The following is a 22,695-nucleotide window of genomic DNA, read 5'->3' on the forward strand; positions in this document are numbered from 1 at the left end:
ATATGAAATTTTTTGACGGAATAGCATCTCTGGCGTTAAAACTTGGATTAAAGCAAGAACAGGCAAAATATACTGCTAATTCAATGCTTACTGAAAAACGAGATGAATTAGAGGCTTTATGGCGTGAAAATTGGATCGCAAATAAAATCTGTATCAAACGCCCAGAAGATATGACAAGAGCGTGGCGAGATGTTTTCTCTAACGGCCTTGATTCAGAGCAATTAGATGCTTTCACTAAATACGAGCGAAGAATTAAGCTCCGTGAAACGCTAACTAAGGCATTACAGTGGTCAAGCCTTTATGGCTCGGTTGGTTTACTGGTTGTTACCGATGCAACAAACTTAAATGCACCATTAAGACCAACTGAAAAGCTAAAACGATTAATCATACTTCCTAAGTGGAAAATTAGCACAACAGGCGAAAGAGAAACGAATATAACCGATGCTAATTTCGGTAAGTACAAAGCCTATTCAATCAGTGGCGATGATAAACCTCTAATCGTTCATCATTCAAGATTATTGATTATGAACGCTAACGATGCTCCGCTATCCGATAGTAGCATTTGGGGCATTTCAGACTTAGAGAAAATTATTGATGCGTTAAAACGCTTTGATATTGCTTCCGCTAACGTTGGTGACCTGATTTTTGAAAGTAAAATTGACATCTTCAAGATTGATGGATTATCCGACAAGATTGCTAGCGGCTTTGAGAATGAAGTGGCAAATGTAATCGGTGCGGTACAGGCAATCAAATCATCGACTAACAGCTTATTGCTAGATAAAGATAACGAATATGACCGCAAAGAACTCTCGTTTGGTGGATTAAAAGACCTTATCACTGAGTTTCGTAATGCAGTGGCTGGTGCGGCAGATATGCCAGTTACAATTCTATTCGGTCAATCTGTTTCTGGTTTGGCTAGTGGCGATGAGGATATTCAAAACTACCACGAGTCAATTCACAGATTGCAAGAATCAAGATTAAGACCGGTCTTAGAAGTTATTGATAGCTTAATTTGTGGTGAATTGTTTGGTGGACAGCCTGAAGATTGGTGGTTTGAATTCTTGCCTTTAACTGTGGTTAAACAAGAACAACAAATCAATATGCTGAACACGTTCGCAACCGCAACCAATACACTAATTCAGAACGGTATCGTAACAGAACAGCAAGTAGCTAACGAATTACGAGAAAGCGGACTATTTGCCAACATCTCGGCTGATGACATTGAGGATATGAATAATGCTGATGAACTTGCCAGAGATTTTGAAGAACCAAAAGACGAAAGCGAAGAAGTTCAAAACGCTGAAAATGAGCAAGAGAACGGAACTTTGGTATAGACAACAGCTTAAGCAGTTAGTCAAAACGATGACCGATGATATAGAAAGAGCCATGCAACAACCGCAAGGCTCTTTTTTTATGGATGACGCAAAAGGGTTCCAGGCGATTAGTGCAAAAGCGCTGATGAAAGTATTGGAAAAGTACGAAAAATCAGACCGCACTTCGCAAGCTGAAAATATCGCTAATGGCTTTGTTAATCGAGGTAATGCCCAAAACCAACAAGAAGTATCAAAGAATTTAAAAAATCAAACTGGAATTGATTTAAGTACGTATTTAGGCAATAGCCCACGCATAGCTGAGAAAGTTAATGCGATGACCACTGCTAATGTTCAATTAATCAAGTCTATTAGTTCTCAATACCTTGACAAGGTACAAAATGCAGTCACTCAAGCGGTAGTAAACGGAAAGCCGAATAAAGACTTGGTTCAACAGATTAAAGATATCGGTAAAACGACCGAGAAAAGAGCGATATTTATTGCTCGAGACCAATCTTCAAAACTCAATGCGGCATTAACACAAGCAAGACATGAAGATGTAGGTATAAAAAAATACATGTGGTCAACATCGCTTGATGAGCGTGTGCGTGATTCTCATGCTGATAAAGAGGGGCAGATTTTTGAATATGCCAATCCCCCTGCGGATACCGGAAACCCTGGACATGATTTTAATTGTCGATGTGTGGCGATTCCTGTGCTTGATGATGTTGTTAGTCATGGAGTGAGAGAAGAAAACGTTCGAAACGATAAAGATGTTCAAATAATTGAAGAGCTTATTGGGAAAACTGATTTCAATTTAGCTAATGATAAATTAGTTAGAGCAACTGAACAGGTTAATCGATACAAATTAAGCAAAAAAGAATCTCTCGCAATCATTGGTTATACTGGCAGCTTCTACAAGCAATTAAATAAATCACTAAGAAATGGTGATTTGACACCAAAAATATCTCGCTATGAAACATTGTTAAACTCTGCACTCAACAAAATGCCACCTTTTAAAGGCGTGACTTATCGCACGATTGGTAAATTATCTAAAAAAGATTTATCTAAATATTTGGTAGGTGCGATTGTAACTGAATCATTTTTTGTAAGTTCGAGTGAGCTTGAAAAAGTAAATGGATTTAGCGGTAAAGTGCAGTTTATAATAAATGGGAAAAATGGTCGAAAAATAGCTGATTTATCTTTATATCCTCACGAGAAAGAGGTATTATTTAAATCGAAAAGTCGTTTTATTGTGACTAGAGTGAGCAAAAAAGGCTTGCTCTGGAGAAAGATTACAACCATTGAATTACAAGAGATTTAATAAGATGGCAACTGTTTTAGATTTACCCATTGAGAAACAAAGAGAACTTGCTAAGGAATGCGGGTATCTCGATTTTTCGTTATGGCAAAAAGAGATCGGTAAATCATTGAAAGAAACAAAAACGGCAGCTAATGAGTTAGAAAATTCAACTCTATCGAAAGAAGATGCCGCTCGAATGATTCGTGATTTACGAACTAACCCTTATGCTATCGAGTTTTATAGACGTGTAACGGATAATTATGATTTGACTGTTGAAGAACAAATCGCACACTTAGAACGCGTAGCAAAATAACAACTTATTCTAAAACCAAACCCCGAAAGTTAACGCTTCCGGGGTTTTTTATTGGGGTAAATAAATGCAATTTACAGATAAAACAACTCAAGCAAAAACACAGCGAACTATTACGAAAGACGGTTTTTTAGTAGTGCCTGCGACAATTTCTAAAGTCGGTGTTTTTGACTACCTAGAGTCAGAGCTTGGATTAAAAGGCGATGGCGTGAAGAAAGTGGCGAGAACAGAGAAATCGTTATTTTCTGATGAGACCATTAAGAGCTTTGAGAACGCAACACTAACAATCGGACACCCAGAACAAGGCGTAAACGCTAAGAACTGGAAAGAGTTATCCGTTGGCGTAGTGCGAAATGTTAAGCGTGTAGGCGATGAGCTAACTGCTGAAGCTTGGATTTATGACGAGCAAGCTATTAAAACCGTACAAGAACACGGTGTAGAGCAACTATCTTGTGGCTATGACTGCAATATTATCCAGTCAAGCGTCAAGGATGCAGATTTTGAGATGTCTCCGATGATCGGAAACCACGTGGCGATTGTGGCAAAGGGTCGCTGCGGTGAAACTGTAAAACTTGCCGATAAGGAAAAGACCGTTATGGGAAAAACCGCTAAATTCCTCGATGCGTTTTTAGGTGCATTCGGCATCAAATTGTCCGATGAGCAGAAAAAACAAATCGAAGAAGATGAAGAAACCGGTAAAGAGGGTGAGAAAGCTCCAAAAGCTGAAAAACCAACTGAACCAAAAGAAAAACAATCTGAACCCGAAGATAAAAAGGAAGAAGAAGTGAACAAAGAAGAGTTTGAAAAACAACTTAAAGCCAAAGATGCAGAAATTCAAGCATTGAAAGATGCACAGGCAAAACGTGATGCAGAATTAGCACAAGCGGCAATGTTAGCTGATGCACAATCTGTATTTAAAGATGTGAAATTCGCAGATAAAGCAAGCGTTCGTGAAATTCAAGAGAGCGTTATTGTTGCTCAAGGTATTTTTGATAAAGACGCAGCAGCTAAATTATCAGATGCAGAAATCTCTGGTGCGTATCAAGTCGCTAAAGCGGTTACTGCTAAATTAGCTGACGAACGTAAATCTTTAGGCAATATCTTATTAGGTGATGCGAAAACTGAAACCGCACCTAAATTAGACTTCAACAAAACTTACAATCAATAGGGGTAATGAATAATGGGTTACGCTTACGAACAAGCTCCAGCGAAAGCTGGTGAATTAGGCAAAGGCAACTTTGCGAGTGCAAAAACAAGTGCGGAAAAAGTAACTGGTAAAGTAAAAGCTGGTGATTTTGTAGCATTAAATCCAGACGGCGGCGTGAAAGCGCTAGCGGCTAAAACTGATGTATTGGCCGGCGTAGTATTTGCAAGCACTATCCGTGATGAATGGAATGACGGTGAGCTTTGCGATGTAATGCATATTGCAGCAGGTGATGCGGTATGGGTAAATGTTGCAACTGGTAAAACTGTTACACGTGGTAAAAAAGTTTACGTATTAACCGCAGGTGGTGACGGTAAAGTTGGTGCGATTCAAGGCGAAACAGAAGCTAGTGCAATCGAAACTCCATACACCGTAATTGATGTTAAAGGTCAATTAGCGTTAATTTCTAAATCATAAGGGGCTAAATAGATGTCTTTATTAACTTATGTACAAAACGGTTTAACTGCTGTTAGCAAAGAAATCGCAGAAACCAAATATCCTGAAATTGTGTTCCCACAATTCGTATATGTTGACCAGCAGACTGCGGTCGGCATCACTGAAAAATTACACTACGGCGCAGATGAACACGGTTCTTTAGATGATGGCTTAATCACTACTGGCACTAGCACTTTAGACCAAGTAGAAGTTGGCTTTACTCCAAAACGTTCTTACATTGTGCCATGGGCTAAATCTGTTACATGGACTAAACCAGAGCTTGAGCAAGGTAAATTATTAGGTTTAAACCTTGATACAGCAAAAATCATGGCGTTAAACAAAAACGCTCAACAAACTTTACAAAAGGTTGCGTTCTTGGGTCACGCTAAAGACGGCCGCCTAACTGGTTTATTAAACTCTAAAGATGTATCAGTTCACACCTTAAAAGGTGCGGCAGCAGGTGCGAAAGTTCAAGCTATGGACTTCGACAAAGCAGTAGCATTCTTCAAAGAAATGTTCTTGGCTGGTTTAGAAAAAACCAAACGCATTGAAGCACCAAATACATTTGCTATTGATGCGATGGATTTAGCTCATCTTGCTTTAACTCAACGTGCGAACACTGATACAACTGCGTTAGAGTTCTTAACTAAGAGCTTATCTGCTGCGGCTGGTCGTGAAGTTGCTATCAAAGCGTTACCGTCTAACTTCGGTTCTCGTGTAACAGATGGCAAAACACGTGCGATTGTTTACGTGAACAGCAAAGAACACGTAATCTTTGATGTGCCGATGACTCTAACCGTGTTAGAAGCAAAAGAAAAAGGTTTATTAGCTTACGAATCAGGCTTACGCATGGCATTCGGTGGCGTGACCTTTATCGAGCCTGAATCTGCTCTTTATGTAGATTACTAGGAGGAATAAATGCCAACAATAGACGATTTTCGTGAACGTTATCCAGAATTTAAAGAGGTCGATGGTTTCCGCATTGACCTTTTTTTATTGGATGCACAACAAGAAATCAGCCAAGCACGATGGGGGCGACTTTTCGAGCGTGGAGTGTTGGCATTAGCTGCTCATTTGCTCCGTCTTTCTCTTTGGGCGACAGAGGGTAACGGTGGAGCGAATCGCAATGTAGCGAGCGAGTCGGCAGGGGAGCTTTCTGTTGGCTATGCTACACCGACAATCACCGGCACAGATGCAGATTATCAATTAACTGCATACGGTCAAGAGTATTTACGCTTGCGTAAACTCGTTGGGATAGGTGTGATGGTGGCTTAATGACTGTTCAAGTTACAGGTAATCTTGCGAAATTTAAACAGCTTATCGAGCAAATAAAAGCAACTAGCGAAAAGGCTGTGTATGTTGGCTTTCCTGCTGAGTTTAATGAGAAAGTAGAGGGTTCAGATAACTTCAATCTAGCCTCTCTAGCTGCGGTGTTGGAGTTTGGGAATGAACACATCCCATCTCGTCCATTTCTCCGTCAAACATTGGCAGAAAATCAAGAGAAATACACGGCGTTATTTGTAAAGCTGTTTGAAAGTGGTATTTCAATAGAGCAAATCTATGAACAAATCGCTTTAATTGCTCAAGGTGATGTGCAGCAAAATATCGTTAACGGTGAATGGACTGCAAACGCACCAAGCACAATTAAACGCAAGAAATCAAGTAAGCCGCTTATTGATACAGGTAAACTGCGTCAATCTGTAAAGGGTATCGTCAAATGAGCTTAATTAATCAATTTCCTCGCTTTTTAAATAGCAAATTCAGCCAAAAGGTAGTCGTAAAACATCTACAAGGCGAACATTCAGCTATTGACTATAAGGCGAAGTACATTGAAGAAAAGGTCACTGCAATAGTGATGCCAACATCGCCTAACGATGTTCAATTCTTGCCAGAGGGTGAGCGGTTCCTGCCAAGCATTAAAATCTACACAGTTAAGCCTTTGAAGATAGGTGATTTAGTAGATTATCTTGGTGAGACTTACAAAATCAAAACAGTGGGTAATTGGAAAGACTATGGATACTACAACAATATCGGCATTCGACATAGCCAAACTGCGAAAGTGGATTCAAGAGGCTTTGAAGTTACCTAAAGATGCTGTAATCGGTGGCTGGTTGCCAGAAAATCCCCTGCCTGCGTTCATTACGATGGATGTATTAAATACCAACGAAATCGGGCAGGCGACACGAGAATTTGACGGTAAACGAGAGCGTATTAGACAGTCAATGCAAAGCACGGTCAGCGTTTCTTGTTTCGGTCGAAATTCACTCGCTCAAAGCTACAAATTAAAAGCTATTTTCCAAAGTTCAGCGTTTCTTTCCTTTCTTAATTCAAATCATTGGGGCGTTATCCGTTTTTCTGATGTCCGCAACCTAACCGCTACGGTTGGGGCAGACTATGAAGAGCGCGGGCAGTTTGATGTGATATTTAGCCATCATCACATTGTAGACACTCCGTTAGATCCGATTGAGAGAGTTGAGCAACGGACTAATAACAAATCACAAGATATAGGAGCATAAGCCAAATGGCATTATCAATCTCTAATATTGTAAACGTGCAATTAAACACAGTTCCGAAGTCTGCGGCTCGCAAATCATTCGGTACGGTTGCACTCTTCACACCAGAAGCAGGACAAGCATTTAATAATGCAACTACACGCTATGTTTATGTAAATAGCCAAAAAGATGTAGAAGTCCTTTTTGGTACAAATTCAGAAACAGCAAAAGCGGCTTTACCGTTCTTTGCTCAAAGCCCACGTGCGAAACAGTTAATTATTGCACGCTGGCAAAAAGACCAAACCACAATCAGCGCAACAAGTAACGCACTTCGAGGCGCTACATTATCAGACGGCTTAAGTTCGTTTAAGGCTGTTACAAATGGTAAATTTGCTATTACAGTCGGAACGGAAATCAAAAAACTAGAGGGGTTGAACTTCTCAAAATTAGCTGATTTCAGCGCTATCGCAAACGCCATTCAAACTAAATTAACACAGCTTTCTGTTGCGGCAAGCGTTACTTATGACGAGGTGGGAAATCGTTTCATCATCACCTCAAATACATCTGGCGCAAGCAAAGAAACCGAGATTTTTTACGCCATCAATGAGGCAGGCAATGGTGATTATATCGGTGGATTGCTAAAACTTGAGGACGGTCAAGCCACACGAGTTATTGGCAAGGCTCAAACTCAAGTTAAAGCCGAGAAAGTAGAAGAGGCTCTATTTAATGTTGCAGAAGTTGAAAACAGCTGGTACGGGTTCACATTTGCCGCTCAATTAACAGATGAGCAAATCGAGGCTGCGGCTAAATACGCTCAAGCTAATGACAAATTATTCGGTGTTAGCGTTATCAAGCCAGAGCAAATTGAATGGGAAAGTACAAACGTTTTCAAAAAATTATATGACGCTCAGTTAGATCACACTTTAGCGGTGTTTGACAAAAATGATATGTACCCTGCATCATCTGCGTTGTCTCGCTTGCTGTCTGTAAACTTTGCTGCTAACAACTCAACGCTTACACTTAAGTTTAAACAACAACCAACAATCACCGCAGACGAAATAACTGCGACAGAGTTTGCGAAAGCGAAACGACTAGGTATTAACGTTTACACTTACTTTGACGATGCGGCCATGCTCGCAGAGGGTACGGTAATCGGTGGTAAATTCGCAGATGAAATCGTTATCCTTGACTGGTTCAAAGATGCAGTGCAGAAAGAAGTGTTTGCTCGTTTATACAAATCACCAACTAAAATTCCTTTAACCGACAAAGGTCAAGCAATCTTAATTTCTGCGGTTGAAAAAGTTTGCTTAGAGGGCGTTAATAATGGTGCGTTTGCTCCTGGCAAATGGACTGGTGATAGCTTCGGTAATCTAAAAACCAATGATTACCTAGAAAAAGGTTATTACATCTGGGCTGCTCCAATGGATACGCTTTCAGATAGCGACCGTGAGCAACGTAGAGCGACACCAATTCAAACAGCGGTTAAATTAGCTGGTGCAATCCATTCAAGCGATGTGATTGTAAACTACAACCGATAATTAATATATGGCTGGATTATCCAGCCTTTTCTTTTAAGAGGGAATATAAATGGCAGTTTTCGATCCAAAACAAGTGGTAGTGTTACTTGACGGAAAAGAGATTTCCGACTGGGCTGACGGTGCAGACGTGATTAGTGCGGTCAATCAAGTTGATGCAGGTCAGTTGGTTATCGGTGCGAATGGTACAGGTATCTACATCGCAAACCCAGATAACTCAGGGAAGTTAACGCTTAAAATCAAGCAGCATTCCGCTGATAACGCTTACTTATCGAAACTATTTAATCAACAAAAGAGCAGTATCAAAACATTTATGCCTATCACGTTATCAATCCGTGATTTGATTAATGACGATGTTGTAACAGCTACAAAAGGCTACTTCACCACTCCGGCTCAATATGTGCGCGGTAATGGTCATAATGCGACAACGTGGACGATTGTTTTTGAGCAAATGACAATGAACTTAGAAAAAGGTGTTGAATAATGGAACAAGTTAAGCAATTCGCGATCGAGGATGTAACTTACACAATGACACCGGCTAATGCTATGGCTGCGTGGACTGCGTTAAAAAATGCAATGAAGTTACTCCAATCTGTTGATTTATCTGTGTTGGGCGATAGCAAAAAGCTAGGTGTTGGCGTGTTAACTACCGTTTTAGCTAACTTGGGCGATTCAAGCGTGAAAGAGTTAGAGAATATCGTATTAAGTCACACAGCTTGCGAGCAAGACGGTCAAAAATACCGTCTGTCAGAGCGTTTCGACAGTCATTTTAATAAACATCGCGGACATCTAATCACTGTTTTGAAAGAGGGTTTAACCTATCAATTCGCTGATTTTTTTATCGGTGGGGGTGGATTGCTGAACAATATTCAAGGCAACCTCAAGGCGTAGAGAATCAAGCGGAAAGCAGAGTTGATTGGTTTGTATTTACGCCAATCATCAAGAATCTGTGTACGCTGAACGAATTAAGATCGGTTTATTCAATATCCGATCTTATTTCTTTCCACGAGGTGGTAGTGGAATTAAATCAAATGGAGCAAAGCAATAATGCTATTAGATGAATTACTGATTAAGATTGGTATTGATGCAGATAGCCAAGCGATGCGAGAGTTTGAGCAATTCTTGAATTCCGTCAATGATGGTACGGAAAGTGCGGTTGATAGTTTAGGTGCGTTCGCAAAATCAATAGAGGATATTGTAAGCGATGCAACGGCTCAAGCTAGAGAAATGCCAGAATTTGCCGAATTCTTCCAATCTATCGAGCAGCTCCAACAAGAAACAGCAAATCTTTCTCAAGATGAATCACTGGACGTTTGGGTTCAAAAGCTAATAGAAAGCGATCAAATGTTGTCAGCATTTGGTGAGGATTTCATTAATAATAGTGCAGAGCTAACAAGAGAATTACAAGAGGCTGGACTAAGTGCCGAGCAAGTCGAATCTGTAATTAATAAACTTGGTGCTGCGATTGAGCAGAAAAAAAACTCTGTTGAAGCGGATAGCAAAGCAGTTACAGCTAACACAGCCGCCATAAATGAAAACTCAGATTCGGTCGGTGATTTATCAGAGAATCTTATTGATTTATGGGCTAGTAAGTATGGTGCAGACGGTTTAATCCAGAAGTTCAATATCTTAGGGGTTAGCATTAACGCTGCAACATTAAAAGCCGCCGCATTTGGTGCGGCTTTCTTGGCTGCAACCGTTGGTGTGAAAAACTTTGTTGATGCGAATTTAGATGCGCTAGACGAGATTAAGCAGTTATCAAATGTAACTGGCGAATCGGCTGACCAAATCTATCTGTTAGGCAAGGTTGCAGAAGTAAACGGTTCATCTGCTCAAGCCGCACAATCATCAATCGAGGGGCTATCTCGTGTAATTGGCGAGGCTGCCGCTGGAGTTGGTCGGGGTGCTAAATCTTTTGAACAGTACGGATTAAGCGCTAAAAAAGCCAATGGCGAAATAAAATCATCTAGCGAGCTATTCGGTGAAATATCCGAAAAAATGCAACAGATGAGCAATCAAGAGCAAATAGCAATGCTTTCTAAGCTTGGTATTGATGGCTCAATGATTCAGATGTTGCGGCTTGGTAATGACGAGCTAACAGAGCAGATTGCTTTAGCAAACGCTTTAACACTTGGTGTTGGTAATGCTGAAAATGCTGAAACCGCGGCGGCTTTCAAAGATGCCTTAACACAGGTTTCGCAAGTATTCACCGCAATAGGCGAATATGTATCTTTGCGAGTAGCTCCGTCAATTCAAAGGCTGGCTGAGGGATTTACAAAGTGGTTCGTTGAAAATAATGATTTTATTAAATCTATATTAAACGGATTTAGCAAGGTTCTCTCGTTCTTGTTTGAGGTAGCTGGTGCAATTAATAACGTTATTGAAAGCACTATCGGCTGGAAGTCTGTGATTATCGCTCTTGGCGGGTTAATGCTATGGCTTAGTCGCAGAATGTTATTAGCGTTTGCGACAAACCCAATTACTTTAACCATTGGCGCTATTACGGCTCTATTCCTGCTCATTGATGACTTTATGACGTATCTTGAGGGCGGGGAAACCGCTCTTGGTGATTTTTGGAAACCTTTCGCTGACGGTTGGAAAGCTATCAAGCCCTGGATTGATAAAGCGAAAGTATGGGTTAAGAGTTTTGCTGATGGTTGGAGTGATGCGCTAGACGTTATCAAACCACTAAAAGGCGTGTTATCTATCGTATGGTCTGCTGTTGAAAATATATACGGTAGTTTCTCGCGATTATTAAAACAAATCTTTGGCGCGACAAGTGCGGTTGATGACTTTGGCAATAATGGCGAATCTGTTGGTAGTGCGTTAGCGAGTATATTTAACTTTGTCGCTCAAACCATTGAGGGGCTTTCCGGTGCTATTGCGATAGTTGCAACAACCTTATCATCCTCTTTCGAGGTAGCCATTTCTGCCGTAATTGGCTTATTTAAAATGCTTGGTGCGGTATGGGATGGGATTGTCTATGGTTGGACTACAGGTGACTGGTTAGGCGCGTTTAAGCGAATGTTCTCCAAGATGGGGGATATAGTGCTTGGTGTTTGGGATAACATCAAGAGAGCTGCTATTGAGTTTATTAATAGCTTAATTTCTATTGTTAATAAGTTTGGAGCGGGAATTGACCCGATAGAAATCCCAATTACTCAAAGAGTTCAGACTATTGGTGAGAATGTTGGTTCTGTTGTATCTTCCACAGCTGGATTTGCTCAGAGTGCCGCCTCAATGTCCGGCATGGTTCTTGGCGCATCTATGGCTGCATCATCTGGAGTTGGCCCGCAAACCACAAATACAGATAACAGTCAGAAGAACAGCAATAACAAAATAACCATTACGCAGCACATTCAAGGTACAGATAATCCTAAGGCGGTAGCAGACCAATCGGCAAGAGCTATCAACAATCAACTATCCACAGTTATAGGTTAAACATGGCTAATTTTGCTCAATTATCAAATAGGAGTATTGGTAAAATTACTCTCGATGTTGTCACCATTGAAGATCACCAATCAGACCTATCAATCACTGAAAACCCGATTGAGTCAGGCGCTGCAATAGCCGACCATGCTGTGATTCAGCCTAAACGCGTAACGATAAATGGCGTGGTGGTCGATCACGATCACAGCTCGTTTGCCGGAAACATTCCATTTCTTGGTAATATCCGTGGAGCGGTTGACTTTCTCAATAACATCCCATTACCGGTAAACGTTGCGACTAAGACGGCGCAAACTATTGCTAAAGCTGGAAGATTGATTAGTCAAGGAGCGGCAGCACTTGGTAGCGTTACTGGCGCATTTGGCGGGGCTAGAAAGTTAGCCCCATTTTTACCTGACTTTTCCGTGCCGGAGTTGCTTAGCGGCGCTATTGGCGGGGATAGTCGAGTTCAGAAATGCCACGCAGACTTACTCGCCTCTCAGAAGTCTGGTGAAACAATAGAAATTCAAACAGGAATCCATCTATACAAGGATATGTTGATTGAATCAATCTCAGTTAGCCAATCCCAAGACGGCAGTGCAACATTTACCATTACCGCTAGAGAGATATTCGTAATTAATACGCAGTCATCAAGTTCAGGTAATAGTAACAAATCTGGCAGCAATGGATCGTCAACAGCGGGAAAAACAAAAAGCGGCAGAGCTGCAAAGCAGTCGGCAAGCAAAACTCAACAAGGAACGACGCAACCAGTAAAGGCTACGCCTAAGAAAACCTCGCACCTTGGCAATGTAATAGGAGTTAGAAAATGAGATTAATTCCAGTTACACAATCACCATATCAAGAGCAAACATTTGATTTTAATGGTCGAAAAATCCGTTTAACACTACGTTTTAATAGCATAGGCGAGTTCTGGGCAATGGATGTTTTTGAACCGGTGACTCAAAAACAAATCTGTCAAGGTCAAGCGTTGGCGTGCGGAGTGCCTATTCTATTGCGCTCAACTCAACCTTATTTCTTTTACCTGGAAGATGAGAGCGGGGCTGAGTTAGACCCATTCGGTATTGATGATCTAGGTACAAGGTGCTTTCTTTACATAGGTGAAAAATAATGAAACAGTTTGGTCGTCAATGGAAGCTTGATATTAGCAATGATAGCGAAACAATATCAATAGAGCAGTTACGGGTCGCATTTGAAATTGATAAAACAATCAATGAGAAACCTAACCCTGCAAAAATTCAAGTATGGAATCTCAATCGAAATCACATTAATAAATTGTTAAGTCAGGAGTATAAAAAGGCGGCTTTATTTGTTGGGTATAACGAGTTGAGACAGATTTATTCTGGCGACATTACCAAAGTTAGAATTCAGCGAGAAGGATTGGACTTTATTTTAACGCTTGAATGTTCTGACGGACACGTGGCTTATACACAGTCAAGAGCAAAAACGACACTCAAGGCTGGTGCGACAGATAAGCAAATCGTTGAAGAAATACAAAAGACCATGCCGAAAGTGCAAGCAGGAGCAATCGACATACCAAATAAGAGACAACTACCACGCGGCAGAGTCTTAAATGGTGATAGTCGAGAGATACTCAACAGGGTGGCTAGGAATAATGGTGCTGATTGGTCAATCCAAGATGGCTCTTTGGTATTTCTTCCAAAGGACAAGGTTTTAAGTGATGACGCTGTATTAATATCTCAAGACACAGGAATGATTAACGCTCCAGAGCAAACAGATGATGGGTTAGAAATTACTTGCCTGCTCAATCCGGCTCTACAAATTGGTGGATTAATCAAGCTTGAATCAATCATTGAATATTTTAATGGTGAGTACAAAGTTGTTAAATTGGCACACTCTGGCGATGGCATGGGTGGCGACTGGCATAGCAAAATGACGGTCGTGGGCGGTAAATTTCAGAAAGTAGATGGTGGAAAAGGTGGTAAATAGATGAATTATAGTCAAACACTAGCGACACCAGAAACAGCAGCAGACCAGCAAATTCAACAAGCACAATTAAATCTACACACCGCGCTACCTGCTAAGGTGGTGAGTTTTGACTCAAGCAAGCAAACAGTAACGCTTGCAACGCAGATTAAGATGAAATTAGCTGATGGCAAAGATGCTGATATTCCTGCTCTTGTTGATGTTCCAGTTAGCTTTCCTAGAGGTGGTGGGTTTGCTGTTACATTTCCATTAAAAGAGGGTGATGAGGGTATTGCAATATTTTCCGAGCGGTGCATAGATGGCTGGTGGCAAAATGGCAGTGCATCAGCTCCTCTTGACTTTAGGTTGCACGACTTATCGGATGCAATGTTTATACCTGGCGTCTGCTCAGTTCCTAGAGTTATTAAAAACTTTTTTAACGATGGTCTTTCAATGCAGACACTTGACGGTGGAACGTATATTAGGATTAAGAATGGCACAATCCAAATCAAAGGAAACATTGAGCATCAAGGCGACACATCACAGAAAGGCAAACATAGTTCAACAGGTGTGATTTCGAGCGATACCGATGTTAAGGCGGCTGGAATATCAGGTAAATCACACAAACACCCTGGAGATAGCGGTGGTACGACAGGAGCGCCACAATGACGGTTAGAGTTAGACGAGTGGATAAAAATCACGATTGGACTTTCGGGCAAGGCTTTTCAAACTACGCAAGCGAATCTGAGGCTATTGCTCAAAACGTTCAAACTAGACTCTGGTCATTTACTAATGACTGGTTCTTAGATTTAGAACATGGCTTGCCTTGGTTGGAGCAGATGGGGCGCAATGTCAATTTAGCGGATTGGGAAATCAGAATAAAACGCCATGTATTGCAAACTGATGGAGTGGTAAAGATAACTGATTATGAGGCTATCCTGAATCCAGATAATAGGAGACTGGAAGTTTATATCACATACCAAGACATTTACGGGCAGGAAAAGTCCGCAAGCTACAAATCACAGGAGTAATCAATGGCGACGTTAACAGAAGAAGGGATTAGAATTGAGAGATTGGATAATATTGTCTCAACTCTCGAAGATGGCTTGCGACAAATCTACGGTCAAAATATCGACTTATCACCAAACACACCTGACGGACAAGTTGTTGGATTGCTTGCTCAAATCAGGATGGATTTTGAGGAATTGGCTGAAAATGTATATAGACAGCTAGATCCAGATGTGGCAACTGGTGCATGGTTGGAGCAACGAGTGGCTTATGCTGGATTAATGCGTAGAGGTGCTAATTACAGTTATTTAAGGTCGGTGGCTTTAACTGGTGAGCCGAATACAAGACTATATTCTGGAATTGTTGTATCGGACACGCATAAGGTTAGATGGGTTCTTGTATCTGATGTCACACTTGATTCAAACGGTTCTGCTAGAGCTGATTTCAGGAGTGAACAGTTAGGTGCGTTTAACTTAGCCAAAAATACAAATTTAACCATTGAAACGATTACGCTTGGTTTAATTAGCGCTACAACTCAAGAGGACGCAGAAATCGGAATTGAAGAAGAGACCGATACTCAACTGCGAGAACGTTTCTTGTTTAGCCGAACTAAAAACGCACAGAATTCAGCAGAGGCAATTAACGCTAAGATAGCCGCCTTGCCAGATGTTAAGCACGTCAGAGTGCTTGAGAATAACACAGGACAAAGAGATTCATTTGGTGTAGAGCCTCACTCAATCAATGTTATCGTTAATGGTGGCGATAGCGCGGATATTGCCGATGTTATCTATCAAAACAAAGGTGCAGGCGTAGGATTACAAGGTGATACACAAGTTACGCTCCAAAGGGATAACGAACAACGAGTAATACGATTCGACCGTGCGGCAATGGTTGACATTCAAATCTCGATGCGATGCGTAAGATACGAAGATTTTACTCAAATTAACAAGAGCGAAATTACCGAGCAACTAGCGAAACAGGTTTTTAATATCGGTCAAGCAGTTTCTTTATCCCGACTATATTCGCCGATTAACCAAGTCGGTGGTTTCTGGGTTAAGGAATTAAAAATCGCACGAAAAGGTCAACAGCTGAAAGCCGAAAACGTTGTGATGCAACCTCGTGAAATTGCGCGAATCCTGCCAAGTGACGTAACAATCGAGGTGGAATAATGTCATATTCTGATTTGATAATCTGGCAATACAGAGGGAAACCTAAAGCTCAGGCAACAATTAAGCTTTTTGAAGAGGTTATCGCTAAAGGGTTTATTGACTTGTATCAACTGCAAGATGTTTTAAACATCGAAACAGCAACAGGACATCAATTAGACCTAGTCGGGAAGCATGTAGGACAATTCAGAGTGATTAATGGGTACTACTTGCGCAGTTTCTTTGGATTCCACACAGCTCAAAACGCCATGCCGTTCAGTAAAAACAGGAATGGCGGCGGTCAGTGGTATCGTAGGCGAGATCCCTTGGCTGATTCGGTTGTTCTTGGGGATGATGATTATAGATTCCTTATAAAATGCCGAATTATCAAAAACTATCAAACAGGCACGCTACCGAACATTATCGAGGCGTGCCGTTTTGTTTTTGGCGAAGGCTGCAAGGTTATAGATAACCTTGATATGACGGTTTCCGTTAATGTTAAAAACATTTCCCTAACCGATTTCACAAGGTATGCGATACAGCATTTAGATATTCTTCCAAGACAAGCGGGTACTAAGATTAAATTCCAAATCGAACAGGAGTAATAAATGGCATTATTTAATAAGCCAGATGAGAAGGTTTTTGCATCAAACGCAAAACAAGGGGAAGTAAATGATTTCCCAGATGTGCCTAGGGGTTGGGGGCTTTCTTTCGATCAAACAGGCGGCATCCCCCCTATGGAGTGGTTTAACTGGCTATTTAAGCGAGCCGATGAAAGACATGGCTATTTAATGCAGAGAGGACTCCCTGAATGGTCGGCTACTCTTGATTATCCAGAAGCAGCGTATGTCCAATATAACGGATTGAGTTACAAATCGTTAAAAGCAAACAAAGGCAAACTTCCAGACGAAGATGATTCGCTATACTGGGTTCGCTGGGGCGACTCAATGAACATCAAAAAAGGGTCAATCAATCAAGCTGGGATTGTTCAGTTAAGCTCCAGTGTAATTAGCAATAGCGAAGAATACGCAGCGACATCGAAGGCGGTTAAAATCGTCCGAGATGATGCCGTACTTAAAGCTGGAGACACAATGACGGGTACGCTAACAGTGCCTAATGTTGTTATTAATGACCCTTCCAATAATAACAATTCGTTACAGATTGGCGATGAAGTTCGCTTTGTTGATATTGACAAAGTAAACACTATCGGGTTCAGAGGCATGCGAGATCCGAATATCGGATTTATAGCCTATGGGGATGCCAATAAAATATTCGGATATGACGGATACAGATTTAGGGCTGACAGCTCTATTTACACCAGTCAATATGGATACGGTGGATATAATAATCAATATAACTCAAAAGCTCCGTTCATGGTCGAGGAAGATGGCTCTCAATCAAGAGATACTTATCATCCTTTTATTAAGGGCAGGGTTAGAAAACCAGGGGAATACGGTGCAGCCCTGTCTTTCGGCTATACAACGAGACAAGAACTGGGAGACGGCACTGGAAGAGGCGTTATACATCTAGCTGAAGATAGTGGCAGAAATTATATTTGGTCATTCGAGCATGGCGGCGATTTTAGAAGTGGAGGGAATGTCATTAGCGGTAACGGCAGAGGCTTAAATTCCGCATTAATGGAGGATATTTTCTACAACTTTAGAAATAAGTTTCAAATGGCTGAATATGCTGGTAATGGCGCTGTTTCAAGGGTTTTCAGAATCCCTATCACAGATAACAGAGGGCTTAAAATATATGTGGCAGAGGTTAGTCTTGGTCCAAATCTTGGTGGTACAACATTAAACTTAGCCGAAGCGTTGCAAGGTTTCAAGGTTGGAGTTGCAACAAGTGCTGTTGGAGGGCAAAAGAAAGCTTACGCTGTGGAGTTTAATGGCGACAATAGGGTTAATATTTATACAGACCCTGTAATTGCTACACAGAAAATAAGTTTGATTCTAATTGGCGAGTACTTTTATTAAGGATTGATTATGTTTAAACAATTTAATATTGAATTAAAAATCTTTGATGAGCCTATCCTAATAAAAGGGGAGGATGGCGAGTTAACCGCATCAACAAGCGGTGATAACTGGCTGCCTGTAAATTCCCAAGATGAGGTTAATTCAATCTGGTCAACCGTAACAGGTGGTGGTGAAGTTTGGGTTGAAAATGGCAAAATTAAATGCTCCGGCGCGGCCCCAAGTGAATTTCACACCTTTAATATGAAAACCAAGAGGTTTGAAGAGTCTCAAGAGAAAAAAGCTAACTATCTAAATATCAAGAAAGAGACGTTACTTGTCGCTCTTGCTGATAAAGCCGATAAAATCAAAAGCGAATTACTTGCAGGTTATCCACAAACAGAAATTGAGAGCTTTTACCGCCAAGAGAAAGAGGCATTGGCATGGCAAGCAAATAATAAGGCTGATACACCAATGCTCAAACAAATCGCGAGAATTAGAAATATCCCTTTCGATATTTTGGTTCAAAAGGTTCTTGAGAAATCGGCTCAGTTTGCTGTGGCTGTTGGCTCGATTATCGGGCAGAGACAGGCATTTGAGGATAGATTGTTGCTGTCTGCGACAATCGAGGAATTAACCGCACTTGAAAAGGAAATTGAAGAATGGAAATTCCAAGCAAATTAAAGCTCTATGCCTATCATAATCTAATCGCTATCGACCAGTTGTTTAACGCCTTAACTGGTGGAGCAGCAGACGAAACGTTTTAGTCAAATACGCAAGGGGGCTTAAATGTCAAACACTGACATCGTTCTTTATCGTGGTGATGATGAAGAGCGAAGAGTGCGGATATATGAGAAACAGCAAGACGGGGAGCTTAAACCATACGACCTAACCAATATTAAGCGGTTAGATTTGTGGGCGAAAGTGCGAAGTCATACTGTAATTTCTCTATCTAGCACGGATGAGACTATTAAAGTCGTAGATGCTGAGAATGGCGTAATTTTGCTTAAATTTAACCACGATTTAACTAAATACGCCATTTGGTCAGAGGCAAACTACGACCTGCAAACAATATCAAATACGGGGGCGGTAAAAACGGTGATTAGAAACGCGCTTTTTAGACTAGAGGGCGATGTTACACCGCAACCGAATGAAGATGGCGTGTAAAGATGAGCTTAAAGCGGTTATTGAGCTGCCAGGTGAGCTTACTTGCATTATTGAACCTGTCAAAGAGATAGTGGCAATAATTGAATCAGTAGCCACAGAAGGCTCATCATTAAACGAAAACGAACTATTAAAAATCTATCAACAAGGAAAAGAGGATTATTACCATGGCAAAACCAACTAAAGAAGACCAACCATTTGTGTATCAACTCGGCCAAGATGTGGCAAAACTGGGCTTTGAAATTGAAAAGCTTAAAAGTAAGTCTGTTAAGGCGATGCGAGTAACTGTGCCAGCCAGACCAGAAGATTACAACGGGGGAGATTTAATCGCTAAAGTATCGCTACCGGACGAGTATCAGCACATGATTTGCATTAAGTCCAGAAATAACGAAATTGCGCTTATCCAAACAGGAGAGACATTAGAGATTGCCGCAGAATATAGAGAGTATGAATTTTATCTCGCACCTGTTTATAAGCTTAATAATGATGCGGTTAATGCAACATTCGACCCAGAAATAGTCGCCGAAATTGAAAAAACAAAACGCGATGCATTAATCTATAAATACCTTGCTAAGTATTTAACAGATAACTATTTGACACAAGTGCGAAATGAACCTCAAGTTAAAGAGTATATCAGAGCACTAAACGTTTACAATGCTAATGTGTATGTCAATAAGAATGGATTAGATGCTTTATTGGCTAAGCCTTTTGTGATAAATGTACAAGGCGCAGAATTACCGCCAAAATATAATGAAGAGGCTAAATCTGCTATTAAAACAGAGCTAGATAATATTAATGCTGGACGTGTCGATTTAAACAACGCATCAAATTTCGAAATTGAAAACTACTTTATTGATTCTGGCGTTTAATTTTAAAGTGCGGTCAATTTTGGCCGCATTAATCTAGAAGTTCAGCAACTTCTTCCATATTCGGGGCGTAATAGACATTTTGTAATATCCGAATGTCTTTATGCCCCGATATTTTCGCCAAAGTCATTACATCGACTTTTTTAGCCAATCTTGTCAAAGCCTCTCGTCTGGTGTCGTGGAAGTGCAAATATTCTCGGTTGGCTGTCTTTTTCAGCTTTCTAAACGTTGCATCTAGAATATTAGACTTCACCTGAAAGCAAGTATCGCCTTGCTCAATCTCATCTCTTAATCTTTCCAGTATTTTCACCGCTGCTTTAGTTAAAGGTACGGTTCTTGAGCTGCCATTCTTGGTTATCGGTAAAAATGCCGTTCTTTTTTCTAAATTAACGTTATTCCAAGTGAGATTACATATTTCTCCAGCTCTCATCGCAGTTTCAACAGCAAATAGCACTGCCGCACCTGTGCGAGCCTTAGCGGTTTTTAAGCTCTCATTATATCCGCTAATCTTGACAATCTCGTCTATATCTTCTTGTGTGAACCTTTGTGTCCTTGGTTTACTTGCCTGTGGCTGTTGTAGTCCAGTCATAGGTGAGTTTTGAATATATCCCCAACGCTCAACGGCAACTTTGAAAATATGTCCGATAGTGGAAAGCTCCCTGCGAACACTTTCACCCTTAACGGTTTCTAATCGCTCTTTAATCCACAATTCTAAATCTTGGCGAGTAACATCAGATATATACTTGTCTGTGATAGGGTGGCGTAGAAAACGAGTTAAGCGGTTGAATTCGTGTTTTTCGCCTCGTTTTGTTGGCGTAATCTCATTCAAATAACGCTTAATCACATCAGAAAATAGCGTTTCTGGCTGCATACCTTTAGCCATTAACTCTAATTTCTTTTCTTCTTCCGCCCCCCACAAGATAGCCTCTGTCTTTGTTGAGCAGGTTTTGGATTTTCTTTTGCCGTCTCGATAGACCTCTACACGCCATCTATCACCACGTTTTCTAACTGTTGCCACTTTATTTAATCTCTAAACGTAAAAACCAGCCATAAATTAAACCGCTTGGCGTAATTTTGGCGTAATGAATGCATAAAAATATATAAAAATACATAAAAAATGGCAATACTGGATAAGATTAAAAGAGTAGAGAAATGATACTTAAGTATTGTAAAGCATTGATTTTATTAATAGAAAAGCAGAAAAGAAAAATCCCCGCTCAATGAGCGAGGATTATAATTTGGTGCCTAGGGTCGGACTCGAACCGACACGGTTATTCACCGGCGGATTTTGAATCCGCTGCGTCTACCAATTTCGCCACCCAGGCATTTGGGTTGTTCTGAATTATACGTTTATCTTACTTCGTTGCAAGTAAAATTTCATTAAAAACGTGTGGTTGTTTTAAATTTCATCAACTTGTATTCAAAGATAAAAGGGAAGTTTAAAATAATTTGATACGTTGTCACAAAAAATGGGTAAAATAAAAGCTTAGTATTTCTACTAAGCTTTATGATTATCTAATTAAGCGGTTTGACCAGCAAGGTTACCTAAATCTTTATCGATTAAGAATAAGCCTTTGCCATCTTCGCCAAGAAGATTTAATTTGTCTAAAATACCGCTGAATAATTTCTCTTCTTCGTGTTGTTCTGCAACATACCATTGTAAGAAATTGAATGCAGAGTAGTCTTTTTCTTCAAAAGTTTTACCCACTAGTTCATTGATTTTACGTGTGATCAATTTTTCGTGTTCATAAGTTAATTCAATGATTTCTTTTAATGATTTGTACTCATGCGCAGGTGCTTCAATTGCAGTGATTACCGCTAATGCACCAGTTTCATTTAAATAAGTGAATAATTTACGCATGTGTTGCATTTCTTCTGCAGCGTGAGCTGATAAGAATTTAGCTGCACCTTCAAAACCATTTTGTTCGCACCATGCGCTCATTTGTAAATAAAGGTTTGAAGAGTAGAACTCAAGGTTCATTTGATCATTTAATAATTTGATTACGTTTGATGATAACATTTTGTATTCTCCTTTTAAAATTATAATGTTGCTAAATCACGATCGATAAAGTAAAGCGAACGACCGTCTTCACCCACCAAGTTAAATTTATCAATAATGCTATTAAATAATTTTTCTTCTTCGTGTTGTTCTGCAACGTACCATTGTAAGAAGTTAAAAGTAGAATAGTCTTTGTTTGCAAAAGTCACTTCAACTAATTCATTAATCTTAGAAGTAATGAATTTTTCATGTTCAAGTGTAGTTTCAAATACTTCTTTAAGTGATTTGTAGTCATTTTTAGGTGCATCAATTTTACCTAAAAGTGGCATACCACTTGTTTCACTCACATATTTGAATAATTTTTGCATGTGTTCTAATTCTTCATCAGCATGACGAAGTAAGAATGCTGCAGCACCTTCGTAACCGTGCTTGCTACACCAAGAACTCATTTGTAAATAAACATTAGAAGAGTAGAACTCTAAATTGATTTGTTCATTTAACTTATCTGCGATTGCTTTATTAAGCATAAACCAACTCCTTTCCTTATTAAGTAGAGATTAAAAATAAAAACAAGACTGCTTAACTTGTCATCGGTGTGC

Annotated in this window: 29 protein-coding genes, 1 tRNA gene and 1 pseudogene; 27 read left to right on the forward strand and 4 right to left on the reverse strand. The window is 40.3% G+C overall.

All coding sequences use genetic code 11. The annotated features are described in order from the left end of the window. The first annotated feature begins 2 nt into the window (after positions 1 to 2). The 27 genes and pseudogenes from INP94_RS08310 (at position 3) to INP94_RS08435 (ending at position 20,100) form a co-directional block, all read left to right on the forward strand. The gene (locus INP94_RS08310; protein WP_197543295.1) at positions 3 to 1,334 is read left to right on the forward strand and encodes a phage portal protein; all 1,332 of its coding nucleotides are present in this window, start codon (positions 3 to 5) and stop codon (positions 1,332 to 1,334) included. Then, the gene (locus tag INP94_RS08315; RefSeq protein WP_197543296.1) at positions 1,237 to 2,634 is read left to right on the forward strand and encodes a phage minor head protein; all 1,398 of its coding nucleotides are present in this window, start codon (positions 1,237 to 1,239) and stop codon (positions 2,632 to 2,634) included. Before INP94_RS08310 ends, INP94_RS08315 begins: the two co-directional genes overlap by 98 nt. A gap of 4 nt (positions 2,635 to 2,638) precedes the next feature. Next, complete coding sequence (locus INP94_RS08320; RefSeq protein WP_197543297.1) at positions 2,639 to 2,926, forward strand: hypothetical protein; 288 nt, start codon at positions 2,639 to 2,641, stop codon at positions 2,924 to 2,926. A gap of 64 nt (positions 2,927 to 2,990) precedes the next feature. Next, positions 2,991 to 4,091 (forward strand): DUF2213 domain-containing protein, encoded by a 1,101-nt coding sequence (locus INP94_RS08325; RefSeq protein WP_197543298.1) that lies wholly within the window; start codon positions 2,991 to 2,993, stop codon positions 4,089 to 4,091. Between the two features lie 12 nt (positions 4,092 to 4,103). Next, positions 4,104 to 4,544 carry a structural cement protein Gp24 gene (locus INP94_RS08330; protein ID WP_197543299.1) on the forward strand — a complete coding sequence of 147 codons (441 nt, stop codon included), beginning with the start codon at positions 4,104 to 4,106 and terminating at the stop codon, positions 4,542 to 4,544. Positions 4,545 to 4,556: 12 nt separating this feature from the next. Further along, positions 4,557 to 5,471 carry a major capsid family protein gene (locus INP94_RS08335; RefSeq protein WP_197543300.1) on the forward strand — a complete coding sequence of 305 codons (915 nt, stop codon included), beginning with the start codon at positions 4,557 to 4,559 and terminating at the stop codon, positions 5,469 to 5,471. A 9-nt stretch (positions 5,472 to 5,480) separates the two neighbouring features. Next, positions 5,481 to 5,837 carry a DUF4054 domain-containing protein gene (locus INP94_RS08340; protein WP_197543301.1) on the forward strand — a complete coding sequence of 119 codons (357 nt, stop codon included), beginning with the start codon at positions 5,481 to 5,483 and terminating at the stop codon, positions 5,835 to 5,837. Then, the gene (locus INP94_RS08345) at positions 5,837 to 6,283 is read left to right on the forward strand and encodes an HK97-gp10 family putative phage morphogenesis protein (protein WP_197543302.1); all 447 of its coding nucleotides are present in this window, start codon (positions 5,837 to 5,839) and stop codon (positions 6,281 to 6,283) included. The genes INP94_RS08340 and INP94_RS08345 overlap by 1 nt, the downstream gene beginning before the upstream one ends. Further along, positions 6,280 to 6,651 (forward strand): hypothetical protein, encoded by a 372-nt coding sequence (locus INP94_RS08350; RefSeq protein ID WP_197543303.1) that lies wholly within the window; start codon positions 6,280 to 6,282, stop codon positions 6,649 to 6,651. The genes INP94_RS08345 and INP94_RS08350 overlap by 4 nt, the downstream gene beginning before the upstream one ends. Further along, positions 6,575 to 7,078 (forward strand): phage neck terminator protein, encoded by a 504-nt coding sequence (locus tag INP94_RS08355; RefSeq protein WP_232087394.1) that lies wholly within the window; start codon positions 6,575 to 6,577, stop codon positions 7,076 to 7,078. The genes INP94_RS08350 and INP94_RS08355 overlap by 77 nt, the downstream gene beginning before the upstream one ends. 5 nt (positions 7,079 to 7,083) lie before the next feature. Beyond that, entirely contained in the window at positions 7,084 to 8,592 is a 1,509-nt protein-coding gene (locus INP94_RS08360; protein WP_197543304.1) for a DUF3383 domain-containing protein, read from the forward strand. Between the two features lie 49 nt (positions 8,593 to 8,641). After that, the gene (locus INP94_RS08365) at positions 8,642 to 9,073 is read left to right on the forward strand and encodes a phage structural protein (protein ID WP_197543305.1); all 432 of its coding nucleotides are present in this window, start codon (positions 8,642 to 8,644) and stop codon (positions 9,071 to 9,073) included. Continuing rightward, a complete protein-coding gene (locus INP94_RS08370; protein WP_197543306.1) occupies positions 9,073 to 9,480 on the forward strand; it encodes a phage tail assembly chaperone in 408 nt (135 codons plus the stop codon). The genes INP94_RS08365 and INP94_RS08370 overlap by 1 nt, the downstream gene beginning before the upstream one ends. 156 nt (positions 9,481 to 9,636) lie before the next feature. Then, a complete protein-coding gene (locus tag INP94_RS10825) occupies positions 9,637 to 12,030 on the forward strand; it encodes a tail length tape measure protein (RefSeq protein WP_232087395.1) in 2,394 nt (797 codons plus the stop codon). Between the two features lie 2 nt (positions 12,031 to 12,032). Further along, positions 12,033 to 12,845 carry a phage baseplate protein gene (locus INP94_RS08380; RefSeq protein ID WP_197543307.1) on the forward strand — a complete coding sequence of 271 codons (813 nt, stop codon included), beginning with the start codon at positions 12,033 to 12,035 and terminating at the stop codon, positions 12,843 to 12,845. Beyond that, on the forward strand, positions 12,842 to 13,144 hold the full coding sequence (locus tag INP94_RS08385; RefSeq protein WP_197543308.1) for a phage baseplate plug family protein: 303 nt from the start codon (positions 12,842 to 12,844) through the stop codon (positions 13,142 to 13,144). The genes INP94_RS08380 and INP94_RS08385 overlap by 4 nt, the downstream gene beginning before the upstream one ends. Further along, positions 13,144 to 13,983: a phage protein gene (locus INP94_RS08390; protein WP_197543309.1), complete on the forward strand. Its 840-nt coding sequence runs from the start codon at positions 13,144 to 13,146 to the stop codon at positions 13,981 to 13,983. The genes INP94_RS08385 and INP94_RS08390 overlap by 1 nt, the downstream gene beginning before the upstream one ends. Further along, a complete protein-coding gene (locus INP94_RS08395; protein WP_197543310.1) occupies positions 13,984 to 14,628 on the forward strand; it encodes a Gp138 family membrane-puncturing spike protein in 645 nt (214 codons plus the stop codon). Beyond that, entirely contained in the window at positions 14,625 to 14,990 is a 366-nt protein-coding gene (locus INP94_RS08400; RefSeq protein ID WP_197543311.1) for a contractile injection system sheath initiator, read from the forward strand. Before INP94_RS08395 ends, INP94_RS08400 begins: the two co-directional genes overlap by 4 nt. A gap of 3 nt (positions 14,991 to 14,993) precedes the next feature. Beyond that, positions 14,994 to 16,136, forward strand: a complete 1,143-nt coding sequence (locus INP94_RS08405) for a baseplate J/gp47 family protein (protein WP_197543312.1) — start codon at positions 14,994 to 14,996, stop codon at positions 16,134 to 16,136. Further along, positions 16,136 to 16,717 carry a DUF2612 domain-containing protein gene (locus tag INP94_RS08410; RefSeq protein WP_197543313.1) on the forward strand — a complete coding sequence of 194 codons (582 nt, stop codon included), beginning with the start codon at positions 16,136 to 16,138 and terminating at the stop codon, positions 16,715 to 16,717. The genes INP94_RS08405 and INP94_RS08410 overlap by 1 nt, the downstream gene beginning before the upstream one ends. Before the next feature lie 3 nt (positions 16,718 to 16,720). Next, the gene (locus tag INP94_RS08415) at positions 16,721 to 18,091 is read left to right on the forward strand and encodes a phage tail protein (protein WP_197543314.1); all 1,371 of its coding nucleotides are present in this window, start codon (positions 16,721 to 16,723) and stop codon (positions 18,089 to 18,091) included. 9 nt (positions 18,092 to 18,100) lie between these two features. Beyond that, entirely contained in the window at positions 18,101 to 18,751 is a 651-nt protein-coding gene (locus INP94_RS10830; RefSeq protein WP_232087396.1) for an HI_1402-related protein, read from the forward strand. After that, positions 18,730 to 18,831 (forward strand): annotated as a pseudogene (locus tag INP94_RS10835) (DNA helicase UvrD); the annotation flags it as partial. The gene INP94_RS10830 and the pseudogene INP94_RS10835, both read left to right, overlap by 22 nt. A 25-nt stretch (positions 18,832 to 18,856) precedes the next feature. Beyond that, a complete protein-coding gene (locus INP94_RS08425) occupies positions 18,857 to 19,234 on the forward strand; it encodes a hypothetical protein (RefSeq protein ID WP_197543315.1) in 378 nt (125 codons plus the stop codon). Further along, on the forward strand, positions 19,224 to 19,415 hold the full coding sequence (locus INP94_RS08430) for a hypothetical protein (RefSeq protein WP_197543316.1): 192 nt from the start codon (positions 19,224 to 19,226) through the stop codon (positions 19,413 to 19,415). Before INP94_RS08425 ends, INP94_RS08430 begins: the two co-directional genes overlap by 11 nt. Beyond that, complete coding sequence (locus INP94_RS08435) at positions 19,399 to 20,100, forward strand: hypothetical protein (RefSeq protein WP_197543317.1); 702 nt, start codon at positions 19,399 to 19,401, stop codon at positions 20,098 to 20,100. The genes INP94_RS08430 and INP94_RS08435 overlap by 17 nt, the downstream gene beginning before the upstream one ends. A 28-nt stretch (positions 20,101 to 20,128) precedes the next feature. Here INP94_RS08435 and INP94_RS08440 read toward each other — a convergent pair whose 3' ends face one another. From INP94_RS08440 to ftnA (INP94_RS08455), 4 genes are all read right to left on the reverse strand, one after another. After that, a complete protein-coding gene (locus tag INP94_RS08440; protein ID WP_232087397.1) occupies positions 20,129 to 21,115 on the reverse strand; it encodes a tyrosine-type recombinase/integrase in 987 nt (328 codons plus the stop codon). Between the two features lie 221 nt (positions 21,116 to 21,336). Further along, positions 21,337 to 21,422: transfer RNA gene (locus INP94_RS08445), tRNA-Leu, on the reverse strand. 194 nt (positions 21,423 to 21,616) lie between these two features. Beyond that, the gene (gene ftnA, locus INP94_RS08450) at positions 21,617 to 22,117 is read right to left on the reverse strand and encodes a non-heme ferritin (protein ID WP_197543318.1); all 501 of its coding nucleotides are present in this window, start codon (positions 22,115 to 22,117) and stop codon (positions 21,617 to 21,619) included. Between the two features lie 20 nt (positions 22,118 to 22,137). Next, positions 22,138 to 22,623 (reverse strand): non-heme ferritin, encoded by a 486-nt coding sequence (gene ftnA / locus INP94_RS08455; RefSeq protein WP_049366579.1) that lies wholly within the window; start codon positions 22,621 to 22,623, stop codon positions 22,138 to 22,140. Positions 22,624 to 22,695: the final 72 nt, after the last annotated feature.

Origin of the sequence: Haemophilus parainfluenzae (assembly GCF_014931395.1) — a bacterium.
Lineage (GTDB): Bacteria > Pseudomonadota > Gammaproteobacteria > Enterobacterales > Pasteurellaceae > Haemophilus_D.